This is a genomic window from Butyricimonas sp. Marseille-P2440, assembly GCF_900091675.1.
Taxonomy (GTDB): domain Bacteria; phylum Bacteroidota; class Bacteroidia; order Bacteroidales; family Marinifilaceae; genus Butyricimonas; species Butyricimonas synergistica.
In genome coordinates, this window is record NZ_LT594610.1 from 648128 (window position 1) to 666289 (window position 18162).

Here is an 18162-nt window from a genome sequence, read left to right on the forward strand (position 1 = left end):
AAGAGGCTGTCGTGAACAGCCTCTTGCCTGGTTTATTGATTTAGTAGTTGGAAATATACAATATCTTCCCATCCGTTCCCCCGGCGTAGCCAATTCTTACGATACCCGGTTTGCACGAAACCCAGTTTCTCGAATAGCTTTCGGCTTCCGATGTTGCCGCTCGGCACACTACTGTATATCTGGTTCAATCCTAAGGTTTCAAAACAGTAGTCAATCATCAGGCGGATGGCGGAAGTGGCGTATCCCTGTTTCTGGTTTTCACTGTCGTGGATCATGATACCGATACCGGCACGCTGGTGGTAGGGATCAAAATCATAAAGATCGACCAGCCCCACGCGGGTCTGCGGTTCGATGCGTTCAATCATCAGGCGCAATTGTTTCGTGGTATAAATATCCAGATGGCACGTCTCAATATATTTTTTTAAAGTAAATATGGAGAATGGGGTAAGCGTGTCGCTGACTTCCCACAAGTCCATATCGTTTTCCCATTTGTACAAGTATTCCAAGTCCTCCGGTTCGAGAGCTCTCAAGCGAATTGTGTCATCCTTTACCATAGTCGTTGTGTTATAATTTATCGTGTATAGTTTATTTTGTCGCTTCCAAATATAGCAATTTCCCGCATTGGTTGTTGTTAAATCAAGGAATAAATTAAAAAATATTACCTTTGTCAGGTTAAGAAATAAGAATTGTAATAGTTCGTAGTTCATGTATAATTTATTAACTATCGTGGGAGCGACCGCAACAGGAAAAACAGCCTTGGCTGTTCGGTTAGCGGCGGAATTGGGTGGAGAAGTTATATCGGCGGATTCGCGGCAGATATACCGGGGAATGGATATCGGGACAGGAAAGGATTTGGGTGAGTATGTTTACGAGGGGCATCCGGTACCTTATCATTTGATTGATATCGTGGATGCGGGGTTCCGTTTTAATCTTTTCATGTACCAGCAGGAGTTCCTGAAGGTGTGGAATGATTGCAAGGGGCGAGGCGTGTTTCCCGTGTTGTGCGGGGGAAGCGGATTGTACGTGGAGTCGATATTGAAAGCGTACCGCATGACTCCCGTTCCCGAGAATCCGGAATTGCGAGCCCGTTTGTCCGGGAAATCTTTATCGGAGTTGTCGGAAATACTGGCAACCTATCGCAGTTTGCACAATACGACGGATACCGACACGGCCAAGCGGGCGATTCGTGCCATCGAGATCGCGGAGTATTACCGGGAGCATGAACCCGTGAAGGGCGAGTTTCCGGAAATACGGTCGCTTATTGTCGGGGTGCTATTTGATCGGGAGAGTCGCCGCCAGCGCATCACGGAGCGATTGCACGCCCGTTTGCAATCCGGCATGCTGGAGGAGGTGAAAGGATTGTTGGACAGCGGTATCCCGCCAGAGAATTTAATATATTATGGATTGGAATACAAGTATCTGACCCTTTGTCTCACGGGGAAACTGAGTTATAACGATATGGTGGGGCAATTGAATATTGCTATCCATCAATTCGCGAAACGTCAAATGACGTGGTTCCGCAAAATGGAACGTGACGGGTTTGATATAAAGTGGCTTGACGGTAATATGCCGCTCGACGAGAAGGTCGGGCAAGTAAAGTTGTGGTTGGAACAAGAAGGATAGAAAAAAGCAAAGCTTTCCGGCTTTGCTTTTTTTTATCCTTCATGATGATGTCCGCCGCATCCGCAATGGTGGTCGTGGTGGTAGTCATCTTCTTCTTCGTAGTCGTCCTCTTCCTCGGGACGGAGTAATACTTTAAGGTGCAGGATGGTATCTTCCAGCAGAAAACTTTTGTCTTCGTCTTTGTTCGTTTCCAAACGTTTAATAGCAGTAAGGAGTTTTTCCTCTGGAATTTTGCCGCCCAGGTTTTCAATGACGGTAGAGGCTTCAAGTGCGGTGATGAAATCTTCGTTTATTAACATATCCACGAATACGTCGAGGTATTCGGAAAAGTCGATAGCCGATTCCCAACAGATACGCAGAAGGTTAGCTTTTCCTGTGTCGCTTGTCGCATTGATAAGTTTATCCATCAAAATGGTTTTGAAGTTGGAATCTTTCACGTCCGAAAGTAACGCCGTGAGGTTTGTGATGACCGCCGTGTCCTGGCTTTGTTGTAAAATATCCAATAATTCCGCCGCGATAGAGATATCGCCTTCTTGTTTGATTTGCTCAATGGCACTTTTCACGACTTCCATGTCGTTACTTGCCAATTGTTTGAGTATATCTTGTTTGTTTTCCATATCGTCCTTATATAAAAAGTGTATCCGATACTTCCGAGTATCGGATACAAATATAAGGATCATTTACGGGATTTCTTCGCTCTGGGATGGAAATTTGTGATCGTATCCCGGGTGAAGTTGTTGTCCAGATGTGTGTAGATTTCTGTCGTTAATATGGATTCATGTCCCAGCATATCTTGTACCGTGCGAATGTCTGCCCCTCCGTTCACTAGGTGGGAAGCAAACGAGTGACGGAATGTGTGGGGAGAAACTACTTTTTGCAATCCGGCACGGCGAGCCGTTTCCTTGATGATATTGAAGATCATCACGCGGGAAAGGGCTTTCCCCATTTTATTCAAGAACAGGATGTCCTCGTGCCCTCTGGCTTTTTTCATTTTGTCCCGGTCTTTTTTCAGGTAGCAACGAATCTCGTCTTTCGCTCTTGCTCCCAGCGGAACAATCCGTTCCTTGTTGCCTTTTCCCTCGATTTTGATATATCCAGTGCGGAAATTAATCTGTGATAGTTTCAGGTTCACGAGTTCCGATACGCGCAGACCACAGGAATAAAGTGTTTCCAGGATCGCTTTGTTGCGTTGTCCCTCTTGTTTATTCATATCAACGGAGTCGATCATCGTTTCGATTTCCTCAACGCTTAATACACTTGGAAGTGAACGTCCGATTTTAGGGGCATCCAGAGAAGAAGCGGGATTTTGCCCGACGGCTCCGTCGTATAGTAGGTATTTGAAGAAAGATTTGATACTCGAAATACCCCGTGCTTGCGTGCGGGGAGTTACTCCGGTGTTCTTCAATTCCATGAGATACTCGTTTAACACATTATATGACACCTCTTTCGGGTCTAATGGAGGAGTCAATTTTTCACAATAAGCAGCCAGCTTCCTAATGTCGTTTAGATAGGCCTCTACCGAATTTGGAGATAGCGATTTTTCTAAGACTAAGTAAGTCCGAAAACTATCTATCGTTTCGTTCCAAGTCATGTTTAACCGTGTTACAATATAAATAATACAAATTCTAATTCACCACTTTCACCTATATAAAGAGAGCTATATAAGTTTTCGCCAGCTAAAGATAGGAGTTTTTTTTGTGACTTGTAACACTTTTCTCAAGTTTAACGTAAAAAAAATCCGTGAAGGCTTTTGTAATAAAAATTTAATTGCCAAAATACGGCTTCCGTAATCCCGGTTCGTCGTTTTTTTTGTTAATTTTGCAAAAGAATAAAAACAAACGTTATGAAGGTATTGATTTTAAATGGACCGAATCTTAATTTGCTGGGAATTAGAGAAAAAACTATATACGGAGAAACTTCTTTTGAAGACTATCTCGCGGGGTTAAGAGAGTTTTATAAAATGGTTGAAATCGATTATTACCAGTCTAATGTGGAGGGTGAGTTGATTAATAAGATTCACGAGGTCGGGCTCACGTATGATGGGATTATCTTGAACGCAGGGGCTTATACCCACACGTCTATTGCCATTGCGGATGCGATTGCCGCAGTTTCCAGCCCCGTGATAGAGGTACATATCTCGAATACTGCAAAACGGGAGCCCTTTCGTCACGTGTCTTACCTGACGGCTGTATGCCAGGGAGTCATTGCCGGATTCGGGTTGAAATCTTACGAGTTGGCGTTGCAAGCTTTAATAAACGAATGATTTTATAGGTATGAAGAAGACAAAGATTGTGGCTACCATATCGGACAAAAGATGTGATGTAGAGTTTTTGGAGAGTTTATATCGTGCGGGCATGAATGTCGTGCGATTGAACACTGCCCATCAGGACATGGAGCAGGCATTGAAGGTGGTGGAAAATGTTCGGAAAGTTTCGGATAAAATAGCCATTCTGATCGATACAAAGGGTCCGGAAGTGAGAACCATGATGATGGACGAGCCCATGCATGTAGATAAGGGCGAAACGGTCTACCTGACGGGTGATCCCGAGTTGAAGATGGAGGGTAAGTTGATTCATGTGTCTTATCCGTATTTTGCGGAAGACATTAAGGTGGGGGATAAGGTGTTGGTGGATGACGGCGACGTGGAATTGATCGTTGTCGAGAAGTGCGACCACTACCTGGAAATGATGGTGACGAACGAGGCGGTCATAAAGAATCGCAAGAGCGTGAACGTGCCGGGAGCTTCGTTGAAGTTGAAATCTTTGAGTGACAAAGACCGGGCGTTTATTGATTTTGCCGTGGACAATCATTTGGATTTCATCGCGCATTCTTTCGTGCGTAACAAAGAGGACGTGATGGCAATACAGGCTATATTGGACGCTAAGGGTAGTAAAATCAAGGTGATAGCCAAGATCGAGAATCAGGAGGGTGTGGATAATATAGATGAGATATTGGATTATGCCTACGGGGTCATGGTTGCCCGCGGGGATTTGGGTATCGAGATCGAGGCGGAGAAGATACCGAAGATTCAGCGTTACATTGTGAAAAAATGTATCGAGAGCAAGAAGCCCGTGATTATTGCCACGCAAATGTTGCATACGATGATCGAACACCCAAGACCCACCCGGGCGGAGATTAGTGATATAGCCAATGCCATTTACATGGGTACGGACGCTATCATGTTGAGTGGCGAAACGGCTTACGGGGCTTATCCCGAGGAAGCGGTGACAGTGATGCGGGAAGTGGCGGAAGAGAACGAGGGAACCGTGCCGCCGGATGCGGGAAAAAACCTGGTGCGTATTAATAATGAAATAACTGCCGCTTTGGCTCGTTCTGCCGTGAAGACGGCTTTGATGCTGCCGATCAAGGCGATCGTGGTTGACACTTTATCCGGTCGTACGGCACGTTACCTGTCAGCTTTCAGGAGTAACTTGCCCGTCTATGCCCGTTGCTATAACGAGCGGGTGATGCGGGAGTTGGCTTTATCATTCGGTATATACCCATATTACACGGAGAAGCCAATGTCGCGAGACGAGTTCATGAATGATCTTCCGGAAATGTTAATGAAGAATGGTATCAAAGCTGATGATTATGTTGTGGTTGTCGGCGGTAGCTTCGGACATGGGAAAGGGGCTTCATTTATCGAGGTTTGCAAGATCGGAGAGATAAAATAAAAAAGAAAAGCCGGCGTTTAAGCCGGCTTTTCTTTTTTATTTCTTCTCTTTCAATATATCTCTGATTTCAGTTAATAGGACTTCTTCCTTTGAGGGGGCAGGTGGTGCCGCTGGGGCTTCTTCTTTCTTGGTTCTCAGTTTATTCATAAACTTGATGGCGATAAAGATGGAGAAAGCGATAATTAAAAAGTCGATCGTGGTCTGCAAAAAATTCCCATAGTTAATGGTAACAGCCTCGATCATTTTTCCAGTAGCTTCATCTGCGTGAGCTTGTTTCAATACAACGTGCAGGTTTGAAAAATTCATACCGCCGATCAACATCCCGATAGGAGGCATGATAATATCGCTAACAAGGGAAGATACAATTTTCCCGAATGCACCACCGATAATGATACCGACAGCCATATCCACCACGTTCCCTTTTAGGGCAAATGCTTTAAATTCGTCTAAGAGTTTCATGTTGCGAAATTTTATTTGTTATGTAATTTAGTGTTTGAACGGTTAAACGTTTAAAATGTTGTAAAACTACATGAATTATTTTTATCCCGTGAAAAATAAAGGGGTAAATTTATATTATTATTGTAATTTTGTGAGGGCAAAAATGGATATAATGGAAGAGAAAAATAGGGAAAGGCAAATATACAAGGTCACTATCGTCGGTTCGATAGCGAATTTCGGGTTGTTGGTTTTCAAGTTCGTGGCGGGGATACTCGGGAAAAGTAGTGCCATGATTGCTGATGCCGTGCATTCGCTTTCCGATTTTATCACGGATATTATCGTGCTAGTATTTGTCCGGGTGTCCGCCAAACCGAAGGATGCCGGGCATGATTACGGGCACGGGAAGTACGAGACACTTGCCACCGCGATCATCGGTCTGGTGTTGTTGATGGTAGGCACCGGGATTTTTTGGAACGGGTTGAATAAGATTATTGCCGTTTCGAGAGGCGAGGCGATCGGGAGTCCTGATATGATCGCATTGGTAGCGGCGGTCGTTTCGATCGTGGTAAAAGAGGTTCTTTATCGTTACACCACGCTCGTGGGACGCCGGGTGCAGAGTCAAGCCGTGGTTGCTAACGCCTGGCATCACCGCTCGGATGCTTTTTCATCGATCGGTACGGCTTTAGGTATTGCCGGGGCGATTTTTCTGGGGAAAGACTGGCATATTCTCGACCCGATAGCGGCGGTCATCGTGAGTATTTTCATCGTGAAAGTATCCATCCAACTGTTGATCCCTTGTATGAACGACCTGTTGGAACGTTCCCTGCCGGAGGAAATAGAGAAAGAGATTATTGCAATTATAAATGAAGATCCGCAAGTGAAAGACCCTCATAACCTGCGTACTCGCCGTATCGGCAACGATTTTGCGATTGAGGTGCATATCCGCGTGCAACCGGATATGACGGTACGGGAAGCGCACGTGGTGGCGACGGATATCGAGGATCGCTTGAGGAAAAAATACGGGTCACGTACTCACGTGGCTGTGCATGTGGAACCTGTGAAAAATTGAGAGATAAGAATGAGAAGAATCGTGTGGTGGTGTGCCGCGGTGTGTTGCGTGGCGGTATTGTTCGGGGCCTGTAAGGAAGAGGTTAAAAATAATCGCCCTTTCGTGTATTTCAAGAATTACCAGCGGACGTTTAATGATCTGAATGATCGGCATCTGTCCTCTGCCAAGCGTTTGGGAATAACACCCTTGACCTCGTCGGAGGAGTTGAAGAAAGCCGACCGGACGTTGAAAGAGATTAAAACTTGCAGCCTTTTCAAGGTGGATAAGCTTACCCATTCCGAACCTTATTTAGTCCCGGAGGCTTGTGATCTGCTGGGAACGATAGCCCGTAATTTCAAGGATTCGTTGTATCAAAAGGGGCTGCCCTCCCATAGTATTATTGTTACCAGCGTGTTGCGTACTGGGTCGAGCGTGAAGAACTTGCGGAAAAAGAATATCAACGCGAGTGCCAATTCCGCCCATGTCTATGGAACCACTTTTGACGTGGCATACGCCCGCTTCGAGAAAGACGGGCGAAAGGATGCTCCCGTGGAGAAACTGAAAAGCGTTTTGGCTGACGTGTTGCAGGACTTGCGTTTGCAGAAGAAATGTTACGTCCGCTACGAGTACAAGCAAGGGTGCTTCCATATTACGGTACGGTAGAGCGGGATATTTCTAATCCGTTTCATGCTGTATTCGCTCGAAAATTGTTTATCTTTGCAAACCCGAATTTTGGGGAGTAAGAACGTGTTATATAATAGATTGATAATAAAAATACAAATATAGACTATGGGTTTACAGTGTGGAATAGTCGGTTTGCCAAATGTGGGGAAGTCGACACTATTTAATTGTTTGAGTAATGCCAAGGCTCAATCAGCCAATTTCCCTTTCTGTACGATCGAGCCGAACGTGGGAGTCATCACGGTGCCGGACGAGCGATTGAATAAATTGGTGGAGCTGGTGCAACCTCAGAATGTGGTACCCGCCGTGGTGGAGATCGTGGACATCGCCGGGTTGGTGAAGGGTGCCAGCAAGGGCGAGGGATTGGGTAACAAGTTCTTGTCCAACATCCGGGAAACGGACGCGATTATTCACGTGTTGCGTTGTTTTGACGATGACAACATCGTGCACGTGGATGGTAAAGTAGACCCGATCCGGGATAAAGAAACGATTGATACCGAATTACAGTTGAAAGACTTGGAAACCGTGGAAAATCGCTTGGCTAAAGAGGAAAAGAAAGCTCAAACCGGGGGGGACGCTAAAGCCAAACGCCTGGTGGAAGTTTTGCATCTTTATAAAGATGCCCTGGTACAGGGAAAATCCGCCCGTTCCGTGCAGTTGAACGATTTGCAACAGGAAGTCGCGAAAGAGTTGATGCTGTTGACCAACAAGCCGATTCTTTACGTGTGCAACGTGGACGAGGCTTCCGTGGTGAAGGGTAATAAATACGTGGATATGGTTCGCGAGGCGGTAAAAGACGAGGGTGCGGAGGTGCTGGTGATCGGTGCCGCTATCGAGGCGGATATTGCCGAGCTGGAAACTTACGAGGAAAAACAGCTTTTCCTGGAGGACTTGGGGTTGGAGGAAGCCGGGGTGAATAAATTAATTCGTACTGCATACAAATTGTTGAACCTAAGGACTTATTTTACGGCAGGTCCGAAAGAAGTGCGGGCGTGGACGTTCAAGAACGGCATGAAAGCACCCCAGACAGCCGGAATTATCCATACCGATTTCGAGAAAGGCTTTATCCGTGCCGAGGTAATTAAATACGACGATTTCGTTGCTCTCGGTTCCGAGGCTAAATGCAAGGAAGCCGGGAAAATGTCCGTAGAGGGAAAAGATTACGTGGTGCAGGACGGCGACATGATGAACTTCCGGTTCAACGTTTGATACATCGGTTTTATTAAATATATGGAAGGGGGAGAACGAACTTCCCCTTTTATTTTTTCCGGTTATATTCGTCGGAACATGGCAATACTCGGCGAATAAATAAGGGAGATCCCGATGAGATAAGGAAGAGAACGGGGGGAGATAAGGGATCAACTTCGGTGCAAAGTCGTTTCAACTTCGGTGCAAAGACCTTCGCGAGCGATGTTGTATTGACTTTGTACCGGGAGTGATTCAAAGTTGTTCCCTTTCTTCGGCTTGTTCTCTCCCTTATTTCAGCTTGATTTCTCCCTGTCGGGGATATTTCGGAATACGGATCATATTAAGCCTCTTCCATTTCCCTGTTCGCGACGTAGCCTCGCCACTTCTCGATCAACTGTTGCATATCTTGCGGGACTTCCGAGTCGAAGTCCATCCATTCGCCCGTGGCGGGATGCTCGAAGCCTAGGGTTTTGGCGTGCAGGGCTTGACGGGGACAGATGGCGAAACAGTTTTGCACGAACTGTTTGTATTTCGTGAATGTCGTTCCCTTCAATATCTCGTTGCCGCCGTACTCGGGGTCGTTGAACAAAGGGTGCTTGATTGACTTGAAATGTGCCCGTATCTGGTGGGTGCGTCCGGTTTCCAGCACGCATTCCACGACGTTGACGTAACCGAGGCGTTCCAATACGCGGTAGTGGGTGACGGCGTGTTTGCCGTAGTCGCTGCCTTCGGGGAATACTCCCATGATCTTGCGGTTGGAGATGCTTCTGCCGATATTGCCGATAACGGTTCCGGTTTCTTCTTCCAGGTTACCCCAACAGACGGCGACGTACTTCCGGCTCGATGTCTTGTGGAAGAATTGCGATGCCAATTTGGTTTTCGCTTCTTCCGTTTTAGCGATGACGAGCAAACCGGAGGTATCCTTGTCTATCCGGTGTACCAGTCCCGGTCGGGGATCATTCTCTTTGAACAGCGGGTTGCCTTTCAAGTGCCACGCGAGGGCGTTCACCAGCGTGCCCGTGTAATGCCCGTAGGAGGGGTGCACCACCATGCCCGGTTCCTTGTTGATTACCATGAGGCAGTCGTCCTCGTACACGATGCGGAGAGGTATGTCCTCCGGGATTACCCGTATTTCCCGTTTCGGGTGGGGCAACATCAAGGTCACGAGGTCTTTGGGCTTCACCCGGTAGTTCGATTTCACGGGCTTGCCGTTCACTTGTATGCATTGGGCTTCTGCCGCCTCTTGTATCTTGGTGCGCGACACGTTCGGCAGGCGGTCTACCAGAAAGCGGTCTATACGCAACAAGTTCTGTCCGGGGTCGACTTCCAGGCGGAAATGCTCGTAGCTTTCCTGCTCCTGTTCCGTTTCGTCCTCGTTTAATTCTTCTAGCTCTTCTAATTCTTCTTCTATCATGGTAATTGCTCCTCGATGGACAGGGAATCCAGTGCCGTTATTTTTTGTGCGTCTTTCGTGAGGTGGAGTATAATATCGCTTCCCATCTTCATGGTCATGTTTTCCTCCGCCTCGGGTGTTTGTCGGTATATGACTGCCGTCATGCGGTCGGCTTCTGTTCGTACCGTGTTGTCGGGGATGATTTCGCCTATATTCAGGAAAGCGTACAGTGTGATGTTCCGGGCTTCCGCGAGCGTCTTGCCGAGCAGGTTGGGGATAGCTACCTGATCGTTGGACGTGTTGCCGTTACCCAGCACGATATCCACGGTTTCCCCTTTCTGGAGGACGGTATCGGGTTGCAGTACGTTGCCTTTATATTTGAAGTCCAATACGAGATTCTTGTAATTTGACGGGGCGTATTCTATCCTCCCGATGTTCAGCCCGAGACTGCGCAACCGTTGCAACGATTGTCGGAAAGCCGTGTTACGCAGGTTGGGGAATATCACTTTTTCCGGGGTGTTGGCGTTGATCGTCAATTGTATCGCCCGGTTGTTCTTCACGCGGGCGTTGGGGGCGGGGAATTGTTCCACGACGGTACCCGGCTTCGCGTTGTTGTCGTAAATGGAATCGACGACGACGATTTGTAATTTCTTTTCTTTGGCAAAAGGGGCAGCCTCTGCCGGGGTAAGTCCCCGTAATTCCGGCACGGCGATATAATAGCCGTGGTTCGTGTATTTATCCAGTTGCCTTAATACGATATACCCGATTACGAATAGCAGGATGACTGCCACGACCAGGTTGACGAGTAACACGATGATATGTCCTTTTTTAAAGAAACCCATGTAGTTTATAAAGTTTTTAAATTGTCTTCATCTTGCAAAAATAAGAGAGATTTTTCAATTATCACTACTATTTTACTATTTTTGCTCTGAAAATAAGTAATCAGATGATGGTAAGAGTTGCATTTTTACTCCTGTTGTTTTGCGTGTCAGGACATATCAACGCGCAAGAAGTCAAGATAGAGAAGTCGAAAGAATTGGTCGTGATCGGTGGAAAATCCTTTTATCTCCACACGGTGCAACTCAAGCAGACGCTTTTTTCTATTTGTAAGGCATATGGGGTGTCGGTCGATGAGGTGAAGGCTTTGAATGGGAAGCAGGACAATGCGCTCTCCGTGGGCGAGGTGTTGCAAATTCCTCACGTCGAGCCTTTCAAGCGGGTGGACGACAAATATTACTATCACCGGATGCGTCCGAAAGAAACACTCTATTCGCTTTCCCGAAAGTTTGATATCAAGCTGAAACGGATATTGAAGGAGAACCCGGAGTACGACGTGAGCCGTCCGATTGCCGAGGGGGCGGTGGTACGCTTGCCGTTGCGCCAGATAGACCGGGGTGTATTGGAGGCTGAATTGCGCTGGCTTGACCGCCAAGAGCAAGAAGCAGCACGCCGGGAAAAGGAGGAGGCAACCCACGTGGCTTTTTACCCGCCTGTCCGGGATTCCCTCGACGGGATGATCCAGCAGGTGGTAGGGGATACCACGTTCGTGATTCCCGAGGTGGCGTTCGAACGGCATCACGTGAAAGTGGCTCTTTTGTTGCCCCTGTCCGTGAAAGATAATAAATTACCATTTTCCGCCGAGGAGATTCCGGTGGATACGCTGGGCGTAAATATTCGTGACGAGAGATGGCGTTTGAGCGAGAAGTCCGCGCCGTTCCTCCAATTTTACGGGGGGGTGCTGATGGCGGCAGACAGCTTGAAACGGCTGGGTTACACGATCGACCTTCACGTGTATGACACGGAACGTGATGTGGCGGCAACACAAGCCGTGATCGGGGAGTTGAATCAATTGTCGCCCGATCTGATTATTGGTCCCGTTTATGCGAATACCTATAAACTGGTAGCCGAGCAATTGCAGAATAGGGTGATTCCCATGATTTACCCGCTTTCGTCGAGAGCGGGAGAGTTGGCTCGTTTCCCGAATTTCGTGCAAATGAATATATGTAACTCTTCATTGGTTGAGGAAATGGCAGGTTGGGTGTCGGCTAATAGAGGGGAAGCCCACTTGATAAATATTATCCCGGACGGCAACGCTCGTTCCGGGGAAGAAAGCCGTTTGCCGGCATTGATTCGTGCCCGCTTGCAAGGGGGGATTGCCGAGCCGATGGTGGATTACCGGTGGCGTTCCCAGATGCGCGTCGATTCGGTACGCAAGGTGTTACGCCCCGGGGTGGAGAATATTATCATTTTCCCGACGCTTGACGAGGCGGCGGCAAGTCGTACGTTGCCCGTGCTTTCGGCATTGGCAGATCATTTTAAGATCACGGTGATCGGTTTCCCGGAGTGGCTGAAGTTTACTTCCATTGACGAGGAAATGTTCTACAAGCTAAACGTGAAGATCATGGCGAACAGCTACGTGGATTACCAGGGGGAAACGGCAACGTCTTTTTCGGCAAAACACAGGGAATACTTCTATTCGGAACCGAACAATATTGCTAACCGTGCTTTCGATATGGCATTGTATTTTATCCCGCTCGTGGAGAAAGAACGGACAAACACGTTGAACTCCTTGCGCAACTCTGATGCCGAGGGTATGTTTACCCGCTTCCGCTTCCGTCCGATGGGAAACTTCGGCGGCTTGGAAAACCGGGGATTGTACCTGATTCATTATGATTCCAAATACAACATTATCGAAACACCGCTAAAAAGATAGACTTGTTGATCTTATCGATTCGTGATACGATCGATTTTAGATTTATGATTTTTTGATTGAAGATTGAAGGATTCAGAGATTCTGTTTATTTCAATTTTTATAGCGGCATTCTTTTTGATAAGAATAAAGAAGTTTGAAATTGCTAAATTGACCCTGTTATGTCAGAATCTATTACCTACACGAATATACAGAAAAAATACAGAGCGTTATTAAAATCATGTAAGAATCTGGTGTCCGCCGAGGATGTGCGGTTGGTGCGCAAGGCTTTCGACACGGCGATGAATGGTGGCGGAGATGCAAAGCCCGTGACGGAAGAGGAGCTTATCCGTTTGATGGACATCGGGATGATTATCACCTCCGAGATCGGGTTGGGGCGTACCTCGATCATCTGCCTCGTTTTGCGGCGGGTGGTGGAATCCGGCACGTTGAAAATCGAGCGGGTGAAGGCGGTGTTTGGTGACAAGGTGGCACAAATCTTGTCCGGTTTGCATGACATCAGCCGTATTAATGCTACCCATCGGGTTGTCGATTCTGATAATTTCCGAAAATTATTATTAAGTTTTGCCGAGGACGTGCGTGTGCAGTTGATCTTCCTCGCGGAGAAGTTGTACGACCTGCGCCATGCCGACAACCTGCGTCCCGAGCAACAGCGGGAGCTGGCGCGGGAAACGAGTTTTATCTACATCCCGTTCGCCCATCGCTTGGGGTTGTACAATATCAAGTCGGAGATGGAAGACCGGGCATTGCGTTATAGTGAGCCGGAGGTATACCGGGAAATATCCATGAAACTGGAAGGTAGCCGGGAAGCCCGTGAGAAATATATCAACGAGTTTATCGCCCCGATCGTGGAGGAATTCAACAACCGGGGAATCAAGTTCAAGGTGAAATGGCGGACGAAGACCATCGCTTCCATCCTCAACAAGATGCGAAAGAAGCAAGTGGAGTTCGAGGAAATATACGATATTTTTGCCGTGCGCTTTATACTGGAGAGTTCGGGAGCGGAGGAAAAGGCGGATTGTTGGAGGGCGTACTCCATCGTGGCGGACAAATACACGCCGAACCCGCAGCGGTTGCGCGACTGGATTTCCGTGCCGAAGTCCAACGGGTACGAGTCGCTCCAGACCACCGTGCTGGGACTGAACAATCGTTGGGTGGAAGTGCAGATTCGCACGGAGCGCATGGATGAGGTGGCGGAGAAAGGCTTTGCTGCCCACTGGAAATATAAGGGTGGAACTGCCGACAAGGCGATCGAGGAATGGCTGACCGAGTTGCGCGAGATACTGGAGAGTTCCGATGTCGGTGCAGTCGATATGCTCGACGACATCAAGATCAATTTGCAGGACAAAGAGGTACACGTGTTTACCCCGGCGGGGGATTTGAAGACGTTGCCCGCGGGGGCAACCTTGCTTGATTTCGCTTACGCTATCCACACGGCAGTAGGTTCCCGTTGCGTGGGGGGGAAGGTCAACCAGCGCAACGAAACGTTGCGCTACGTGCTGAAGAACGGCGACCAAGTGGCTATTCTCACCTCCAACAACCAACAGCCGAGTGCCGATTGGCTCAATATCGCCATCACTTCCAAGGCACGCAACAAGATCCGGCAGTTTCTCACCGAGCATTCCCGCGCGCAGGCGACGCTGGGAAAAGAGATGCTGGCACGCCGTTTCAAGAATTGGAAACTGGAGTTGACAGACGAGGTGATCCATCGTTTGCAGCAACACTATAAATACAAGTTTGCCATCGACCTCTATCAAGCAATAGCCGAGGAAAAGCTTGATATGGCGGAGATTAAGGAGTTTATCACCCGCCCGAAGGAGGAAGAACGGACCGTCACTCCCCCTCGGGAGGAAGTGCAGGTGATGTCTTCCCGCCCGATCAGCGAGGACGTGTTGTTGATTGACCGGAACGTGGATAATGTGGTCTACAAGTTTGCCCGTTGCTGCAATCCCGTTTTCGGTGACGATATTATCGGTTTCGTTTCCATCGGCGAAGGCATCAAAATTCACCGGACACAGTGTAAGAACGTGATCGACCTGCAACGCCGCTATCCTTACCGTATCGTGCAGGCGGCATGGACGAATGCCGGGGCTACGTCCTACCAGACCGTGTTGAGTATCGTCGGTCGGGAGGACGCGGGGATGGTGACGAAGATCACTGAGGTCATCTCGAAAGACCCGAAGATCACACTCCGCGGCTTGTCCATCAATTCCAGCGAGGGATTGTTTGACGGTCAGATTACTGTGCTGGTCAGTGACACGGAACACCTCTCGCAATTGATCTCTCGTTTGAAAAGGATACAGGGCGTCATCCGGGTGTATCGTCAGGATTCAGTGAAAGAGTGAACAACCATAGGTCTATCGATTCTCTACCTCAAGTACAAATCATGAATGAATCATAAACGTAGCATAGACGTAAATTTGTGTTTATGCTACGTTTATGATTCGTTCATACAGGGTTTTTGCGGTTAGGTAACGATGATGCAATGATTGTTCTGTCGTTTTACTTTTTCATCCCTATTTTCTCCAACCATTTCAATACCCCGTCTTTTGAATTTGCTACGTGGTCTCGGGCAATGGCGTAGCCGTCGAGCACGTTAGCGCCTTTTTCCAGTTCCCGGATAGTTTTAATCGCATCAGAGAAACGGCTACCGCCGTGCGTGCAGAACGGGATGATGGTTTTGCCTCTGAAATCGTACTCGTCGAAGAACGAATAGAGCGGCATCGGCATGTCGTACCACCAGTTGGGGAACCCGACGAACACCACATCGTAATCCTTCAGATTCTCGATATGCGTAGCCAGCTTCGGACGGGCGTTATTGTCGATTTCCATTTTTGAAGTATCAATCAGAGCTTTATGCGAACCGGGATAGGTGTGGACGGTCTTTATTTCGAAAAGGTCGCTTCCCGTGGCTTCACTGATAATGGTAGCAACATATTGAGTGTTTCCCATTATCTTTCCGTTGGAAAGGATGCGGCTTGCGCCCGACGAAGCATCCACACCGTCTGTTTCGGGAACGGAAAAGTAAACGACCAGTGACTTCCCTTTGGTTCTGTTCGCGATTGTTTGGATAGGTTGATCCGATACGCCCTGCACCGTATTTGTTCCTTTCGATATGTTTTCACGTCCTGCCGCCCAACAATAGATTGTTATCGTACAAGCGATGATTGCCAGTATTCCTGCTGTTATAATTTCTTTTTTCATGTTCGATCATTTTTATTGGTTATCGTATTCTTCATCCGTTACGGGTTCTAGCCACACGGCACCGCCTTTCGACTGCTGCGAGCCTATGGCGATGTGTGTAAACTCGCTATCGGGGGCGGCTCCATGCCAATGTATCACGTTCGGGGCGATCTTCACGACATCGCCGGGACGCAGCACTTGTACAGGCTTGCCTTTTTCCTGATAGCGTCCTTCACCGGATGTGCAGAGCAGAATCTGCCCACCCGGATGTGAATGCCAACTGTTGCGTACACCCGGTGCGAAGGTCACGTTGCCTACTGTACAATCCATTGAGTCGGCTTTCGTGACGAACATTTCAAGCCACGCCTCGCCCGTGAAATTCGGGGTGTCAGGGAGTTTGTTCCCTTTCGGGAAAATATCTTTGACAGCACAATTAGCTATGCCGGTTGTTGCGATGGCAAGTACCTGGTCGAGTTGCTCTTCCGTCATGCCGAGGTTTTGGCAGATGGCTATGTGTCCACGCAACATCGGTTCAACGCTTTCGCCCAATGCGGCGATGACCGATACCGTGGCTAATTCCCGTTCGGAATAGGTCAGCACGTCGCGCTCGAAGAGGTCGGCGAAAAGATGTTCTTTGAGAAAACGCTCGATGGCAGGGGCGAACTTGGCATACCCGGCTTTGGGCGCATCGGCCGGAATGCCGGAGATTTTTGCCAGTATGTCGCGGCCTCGTTCGTAACGGGTGCGGTTGTCTTCGACGGGAGAGGCGTCCCTGCCCACGGTGTCTTCAATGCCCTGTGCTTTTCGTTCGTCCAGAACAGCGATGAAGGTTTGCAAGGCACGGAGACTGCGAGGGAAACCGCAATAGGCGTACGCGTGTATCAGGAGTTCGCGGATTTCGTTCACGGTTAACCCGTGGTCCAATCCTGCGGCAAGGGCGGGTTTCAGGTTCTCCAAGTCGCCTTTGCCCGTGCAGGAGGTGATTTTCACGATGTGTTGCTGACGCATGGTCAGTCCGTTATCCGACGAGGCGGGTTGTGCCATTGTATTCATTGCTGTCATAAGGCAGATGCAAATAATTACATATATTTTTCTCATATCTAGCGTCATTATAGTTTCTTATCGAAAAATTCCGTCAGCTTTTTAACCGCCATATCTACGTACTCCGGCACGTAGTAGGTCTTGATATGCGTGGCGCCAGGAATAAGGAACAGTTCTTTGTCCTGTGTGCCCGTGGCACGGCTGTAACACAGTTCCGTCATGTAGAACGTGTCCGCAATGCTGCCGGCTATCATCAATAATGGCTGGTTGATGAGATACATGTCCGCTGCGGCATCGAAGGCGAAGAGGTCCACGAGGCTGCTCTTGGTGTAGCGGAACGTTGAATTGGGATGGGCGTGGCTTTGCAGATAATACTCGTAGCCATCTCGATAGAGGTCGAACGGTAATGCAGCCGCTTGTTCGGGTGTCACGCCGCTCATGTCGCCCACGTATTCGATCTCTCCGCCTTCGGCTTCCTTCTGGCGGGCGGCACAAGCATCGGCAAGCCGCTCCTGCACCGTGTTGATCTGCGAGTCAAGGAACCCGTTACGGCGCACCAGTCCCGTGTTGAACATGCTCAAGGTCGCAACCGCCTTGAACCGTTTGTCGGTCTGTGCGGCTTTCAGCGTGTAGCCGCCGCCACCGCAGATACCGAGTATGCCCACCCGTCGCGAATCGACGCCCGGATATTGCAGCAGGATGTCGGCGGCACGGCGGATATCCTCGATTCGATTGGCCGGTTTGTCCGTGTTGCGCGGCTCTCCCTCGCTGGCACCCTGGTAGGCAGCGTCGAATGCCAGACAAATATAGCCCTGTTCTGCCATGCGCTGGCTGTAAAGTCCGGCCACTTGTTCTTTCACGCCGCCATTGGGATGCGCTACCACGAGGGCGGGATAGCTTTTCGACGGATCGTATCCCGCGGGCGTATAGACGTTGGCAGCGATCTTCAACCCGTTCAATGTGTAAGTGATGGGATGGATATTTACTTTGCCTGCCACATTTTCCATGAGTGCGTCGGCATAGACCAATCCCCACGGGTTGTTGTTATGGCTCTTTACAGCAGGTGCTTCTACAAATGCCAGACTTTGCGCATAAGTTGTTCCACGAAGTGTGGCAGACATGCAAATTGCGATAATAAGTGCTTTCTTCATTGTCTTATCTGTTTAATGGTTTACATACATTC

The 18162-nt window shown here is 48.6% G+C and carries 17 protein-coding genes; 8 read left to right on the forward strand and 9 right to left on the reverse strand.

Features of this window, described 5'->3' with window-relative positions; translation table 11 throughout:
• Positions 1-32 precede the first annotated feature (32 nt).
• Positions 33-554 carry a GNAT family N-acetyltransferase gene (locus BN8899_RS13720; RefSeq protein ID WP_026207358.1) on the reverse strand — a complete coding sequence of 174 codons (522 nt, stop codon included), beginning with the start codon at positions 552-554 and terminating at the stop codon, positions 33-35.
• 151 nt (positions 555-705) lie between these two features.
• On the opposite strand from BN8899_RS13720, the gene miaA reads away from it, so the two are divergent.
• A complete protein-coding gene (gene miaA / locus BN8899_RS13725) occupies positions 706-1623 on the forward strand; it encodes a tRNA (adenosine(37)-N6)-dimethylallyltransferase MiaA (RefSeq protein ID WP_065219849.1) in 918 nt (305 codons plus the stop codon).
• Between the two features lie 32 nt (positions 1624-1655).
• Here the strand turns inward: miaA and BN8899_RS13730 are convergent, their stop codons facing one another.
• Positions 1656-2240 carry a hypothetical protein gene (locus tag BN8899_RS13730; protein WP_148375435.1) on the reverse strand — a complete coding sequence of 195 codons (585 nt, stop codon included), beginning with the start codon at positions 2238-2240 and terminating at the stop codon, positions 1656-1658.
• Positions 2241-2299: 59 nt separating this feature from the next.
• Positions 2300-3214, reverse strand: coding sequence for a site-specific tyrosine recombinase XerD (gene xerD, locus BN8899_RS13735; protein WP_018336967.1), 915 nt, complete (start codon positions 3212-3214; stop codon positions 2300-2302).
• Between the two features lie 252 nt (positions 3215-3466).
• Here xerD and aroQ point away from each other — a divergent pair, with 252 nt between their 5' ends.
• Both aroQ and pyk read left to right on the forward strand, forming a co-directional pair.
• Positions 3467-3886 carry a type II 3-dehydroquinate dehydratase gene (aroQ, locus tag BN8899_RS13740; RefSeq protein WP_065219851.1) on the forward strand — a complete coding sequence of 140 codons (420 nt, stop codon included), beginning with the start codon at positions 3467-3469 and terminating at the stop codon, positions 3884-3886.
• 10 nt (positions 3887-3896) lie between these two features.
• On the forward strand, positions 3897-5297 hold the full coding sequence (gene pyk / locus BN8899_RS13745; protein ID WP_065219852.1) for a pyruvate kinase: 1401 nt from the start codon (positions 3897-3899) through the stop codon (positions 5295-5297).
• A 36-nt stretch (positions 5298-5333) separates the two neighbouring features.
• Here pyk and mscL read toward each other — a convergent pair whose 3' ends face one another.
• Positions 5334-5756: a large-conductance mechanosensitive channel protein MscL gene (mscL, locus tag BN8899_RS13750; RefSeq protein ID WP_018336964.1), complete on the reverse strand. Its 423-nt coding sequence runs from the start codon at positions 5754-5756 to the stop codon at positions 5334-5336.
• A gap of 151 nt (positions 5757-5907) precedes the next feature.
• Between mscL and BN8899_RS13755 the strand changes: the two genes are divergently transcribed.
• The 3 genes from BN8899_RS13755 to ychF all read left to right on the forward strand — a co-directional run bounded on the left by BN8899_RS13755 (position 5908) and on the right by ychF (position 8673).
• Entirely contained in the window at positions 5908-6804 is an 897-nt protein-coding gene (locus tag BN8899_RS13755) for a cation diffusion facilitator family transporter (RefSeq protein ID WP_065220730.1), read from the forward strand.
• Between the two features lie 9 nt (positions 6805-6813).
• The gene (locus tag BN8899_RS13760) at positions 6814-7446 is read left to right on the forward strand and encodes a DUF5715 family protein (protein ID WP_065219853.1); all 633 of its coding nucleotides are present in this window, start codon (positions 6814-6816) and stop codon (positions 7444-7446) included.
• Between the two features lie 126 nt (positions 7447-7572).
• Entirely contained in the window at positions 7573-8673 is a 1101-nt protein-coding gene (ychF, locus tag BN8899_RS13765) for a redox-regulated ATPase YchF (protein ID WP_018336961.1), read from the forward strand.
• A gap of 319 nt (positions 8674-8992) precedes the next feature.
• On the opposite strand, the gene BN8899_RS13770 is transcribed toward ychF, so the two are convergent.
• Entirely contained in the window at positions 8993-10066 is a 1074-nt protein-coding gene (locus BN8899_RS13770; RefSeq protein ID WP_018336959.1) for an RluA family pseudouridine synthase, read from the reverse strand.
• A complete protein-coding gene (locus BN8899_RS13775; RefSeq protein ID WP_065219854.1) occupies positions 10063-10887 on the reverse strand; it encodes a PASTA domain-containing protein in 825 nt (274 codons plus the stop codon). The genes BN8899_RS13770 and BN8899_RS13775 overlap by 4 nt, the downstream gene beginning before the upstream one ends.
• Before the next feature lie 104 nt (positions 10888-10991).
• On the opposite strand from BN8899_RS13775, the gene BN8899_RS13780 reads away from it, so the two are divergent.
• Positions 10992-12758, forward strand: a complete 1767-nt coding sequence (locus BN8899_RS13780; protein WP_065219855.1) for an amino acid ABC transporter substrate-binding protein — start codon at positions 10992-10994, stop codon at positions 12756-12758.
• 158 nt (positions 12759-12916) lie between these two features.
• Entirely contained in the window at positions 12917-15100 is a 2184-nt protein-coding gene (locus BN8899_RS13785; RefSeq protein ID WP_065219856.1) for a RelA/SpoT family protein, read from the forward strand.
• 157 nt (positions 15101-15257) lie between these two features.
• Here BN8899_RS13785 and BN8899_RS13790 read toward each other — a convergent pair whose 3' ends face one another.
• The 3 genes from BN8899_RS13790 to BN8899_RS13800 are packed head-to-tail and all read right to left on the reverse strand — an operon-like array spanning position 15258 to position 18130.
• Positions 15258-15959 carry a flavodoxin gene (locus BN8899_RS13790; RefSeq protein WP_065219857.1) on the reverse strand — a complete coding sequence of 234 codons (702 nt, stop codon included), beginning with the start codon at positions 15957-15959 and terminating at the stop codon, positions 15258-15260.
• A gap of 12 nt (positions 15960-15971) precedes the next feature.
• A complete protein-coding gene (locus BN8899_RS13795; RefSeq protein WP_065220731.1) occupies positions 15972-17036 on the reverse strand; it encodes a carboxymuconolactone decarboxylase family protein in 1065 nt (354 codons plus the stop codon).
• 11 nt (positions 17037-17047) lie between these two features.
• On the reverse strand, positions 17048-18130 hold the full coding sequence (locus tag BN8899_RS13800) for an alpha/beta hydrolase (RefSeq protein WP_197496243.1): 1083 nt from the start codon (positions 18128-18130) through the stop codon (positions 17048-17050).
• Between the last annotated feature and the right edge of the window lie 32 nt (positions 18131-18162).

Excerpts from the sequence above, each read along its gene's own strand:
- BN8899_RS13720 (WP_026207358.1), bottom strand. The coding sequence starts at position 554 with ATGGTAAAGGATGACACAATTCGCTTGAGAGCTCTCGAACCGGAGGAC.
- miaA (WP_065219849.1), top strand. The coding sequence starts at position 706 with ATGTATAATTTATTAACTATCGTGGGAGCGACCGCAACAGGAAAAACA.
- BN8899_RS13730 (WP_148375435.1), bottom strand. The coding sequence starts at position 2,240 with ATGGAAAACAAACAAGATATACTCAAACAATTGGCAAGTAACGACATG.
- xerD (WP_018336967.1), bottom strand. The coding sequence starts at position 3,214 with ATGACTTGGAACGAAACGATAGATAGTTTTCGGACTTACTTAGTCTTA.
- aroQ (WP_065219851.1), top strand. The coding sequence starts at position 3,467 with ATGAAGGTATTGATTTTAAATGGACCGAATCTTAATTTGCTGGGAATT.
- pyk (WP_065219852.1), top strand. The coding sequence starts at position 3,897 with ATGAAGAAGACAAAGATTGTGGCTACCATATCGGACAAAAGATGTGAT.
- mscL (WP_018336964.1), bottom strand. The coding sequence starts at position 5,756 with ATGAAACTCTTAGACGAATTTAAAGCATTTGCCCTAAAAGGGAACGTG.
- BN8899_RS13755 (WP_065220730.1), top strand. The coding sequence starts at position 5,908 with ATGGAAGAGAAAAATAGGGAAAGGCAAATATACAAGGTCACTATCGTC.
- BN8899_RS13760 (WP_065219853.1), top strand. The coding sequence starts at position 6,814 with ATGAGAAGAATCGTGTGGTGGTGTGCCGCGGTGTGTTGCGTGGCGGTA.
- ychF (WP_018336961.1), top strand. The coding sequence starts at position 7,573 with ATGGGTTTACAGTGTGGAATAGTCGGTTTGCCAAATGTGGGGAAGTCG.
- BN8899_RS13770 (WP_018336959.1), bottom strand. The coding sequence starts at position 10,066 with ATGATAGAAGAAGAATTAGAAGAGCTAGAAGAATTAAACGAGGACGAA.
- BN8899_RS13775 (WP_065219854.1), bottom strand. The coding sequence starts at position 10,887 with ATGGGTTTCTTTAAAAAAGGACATATCATCGTGTTACTCGTCAACCTG.
- BN8899_RS13780 (WP_065219855.1), top strand. The coding sequence starts at position 10,992 with ATGATGGTAAGAGTTGCATTTTTACTCCTGTTGTTTTGCGTGTCAGGA.
- BN8899_RS13785 (WP_065219856.1), top strand. The coding sequence starts at position 12,917 with ATGTCAGAATCTATTACCTACACGAATATACAGAAAAAATACAGAGCG.
- BN8899_RS13790 (WP_065219857.1), bottom strand. The coding sequence starts at position 15,959 with ATGAAAAAAGAAATTATAACAGCAGGAATACTGGCAATCATCGCTTGT.
- BN8899_RS13795 (WP_065220731.1), bottom strand. The coding sequence starts at position 17,036 with ATGAGAAAAATATATGTAATTATTTGCATCTGCCTTATGACAGCAATG.
- BN8899_RS13800 (WP_197496243.1), bottom strand. The coding sequence starts at position 18,130 with ATGAAGAAAGCACTTATTATCGCAATTTGCATGTCTGCCACACTTCGT.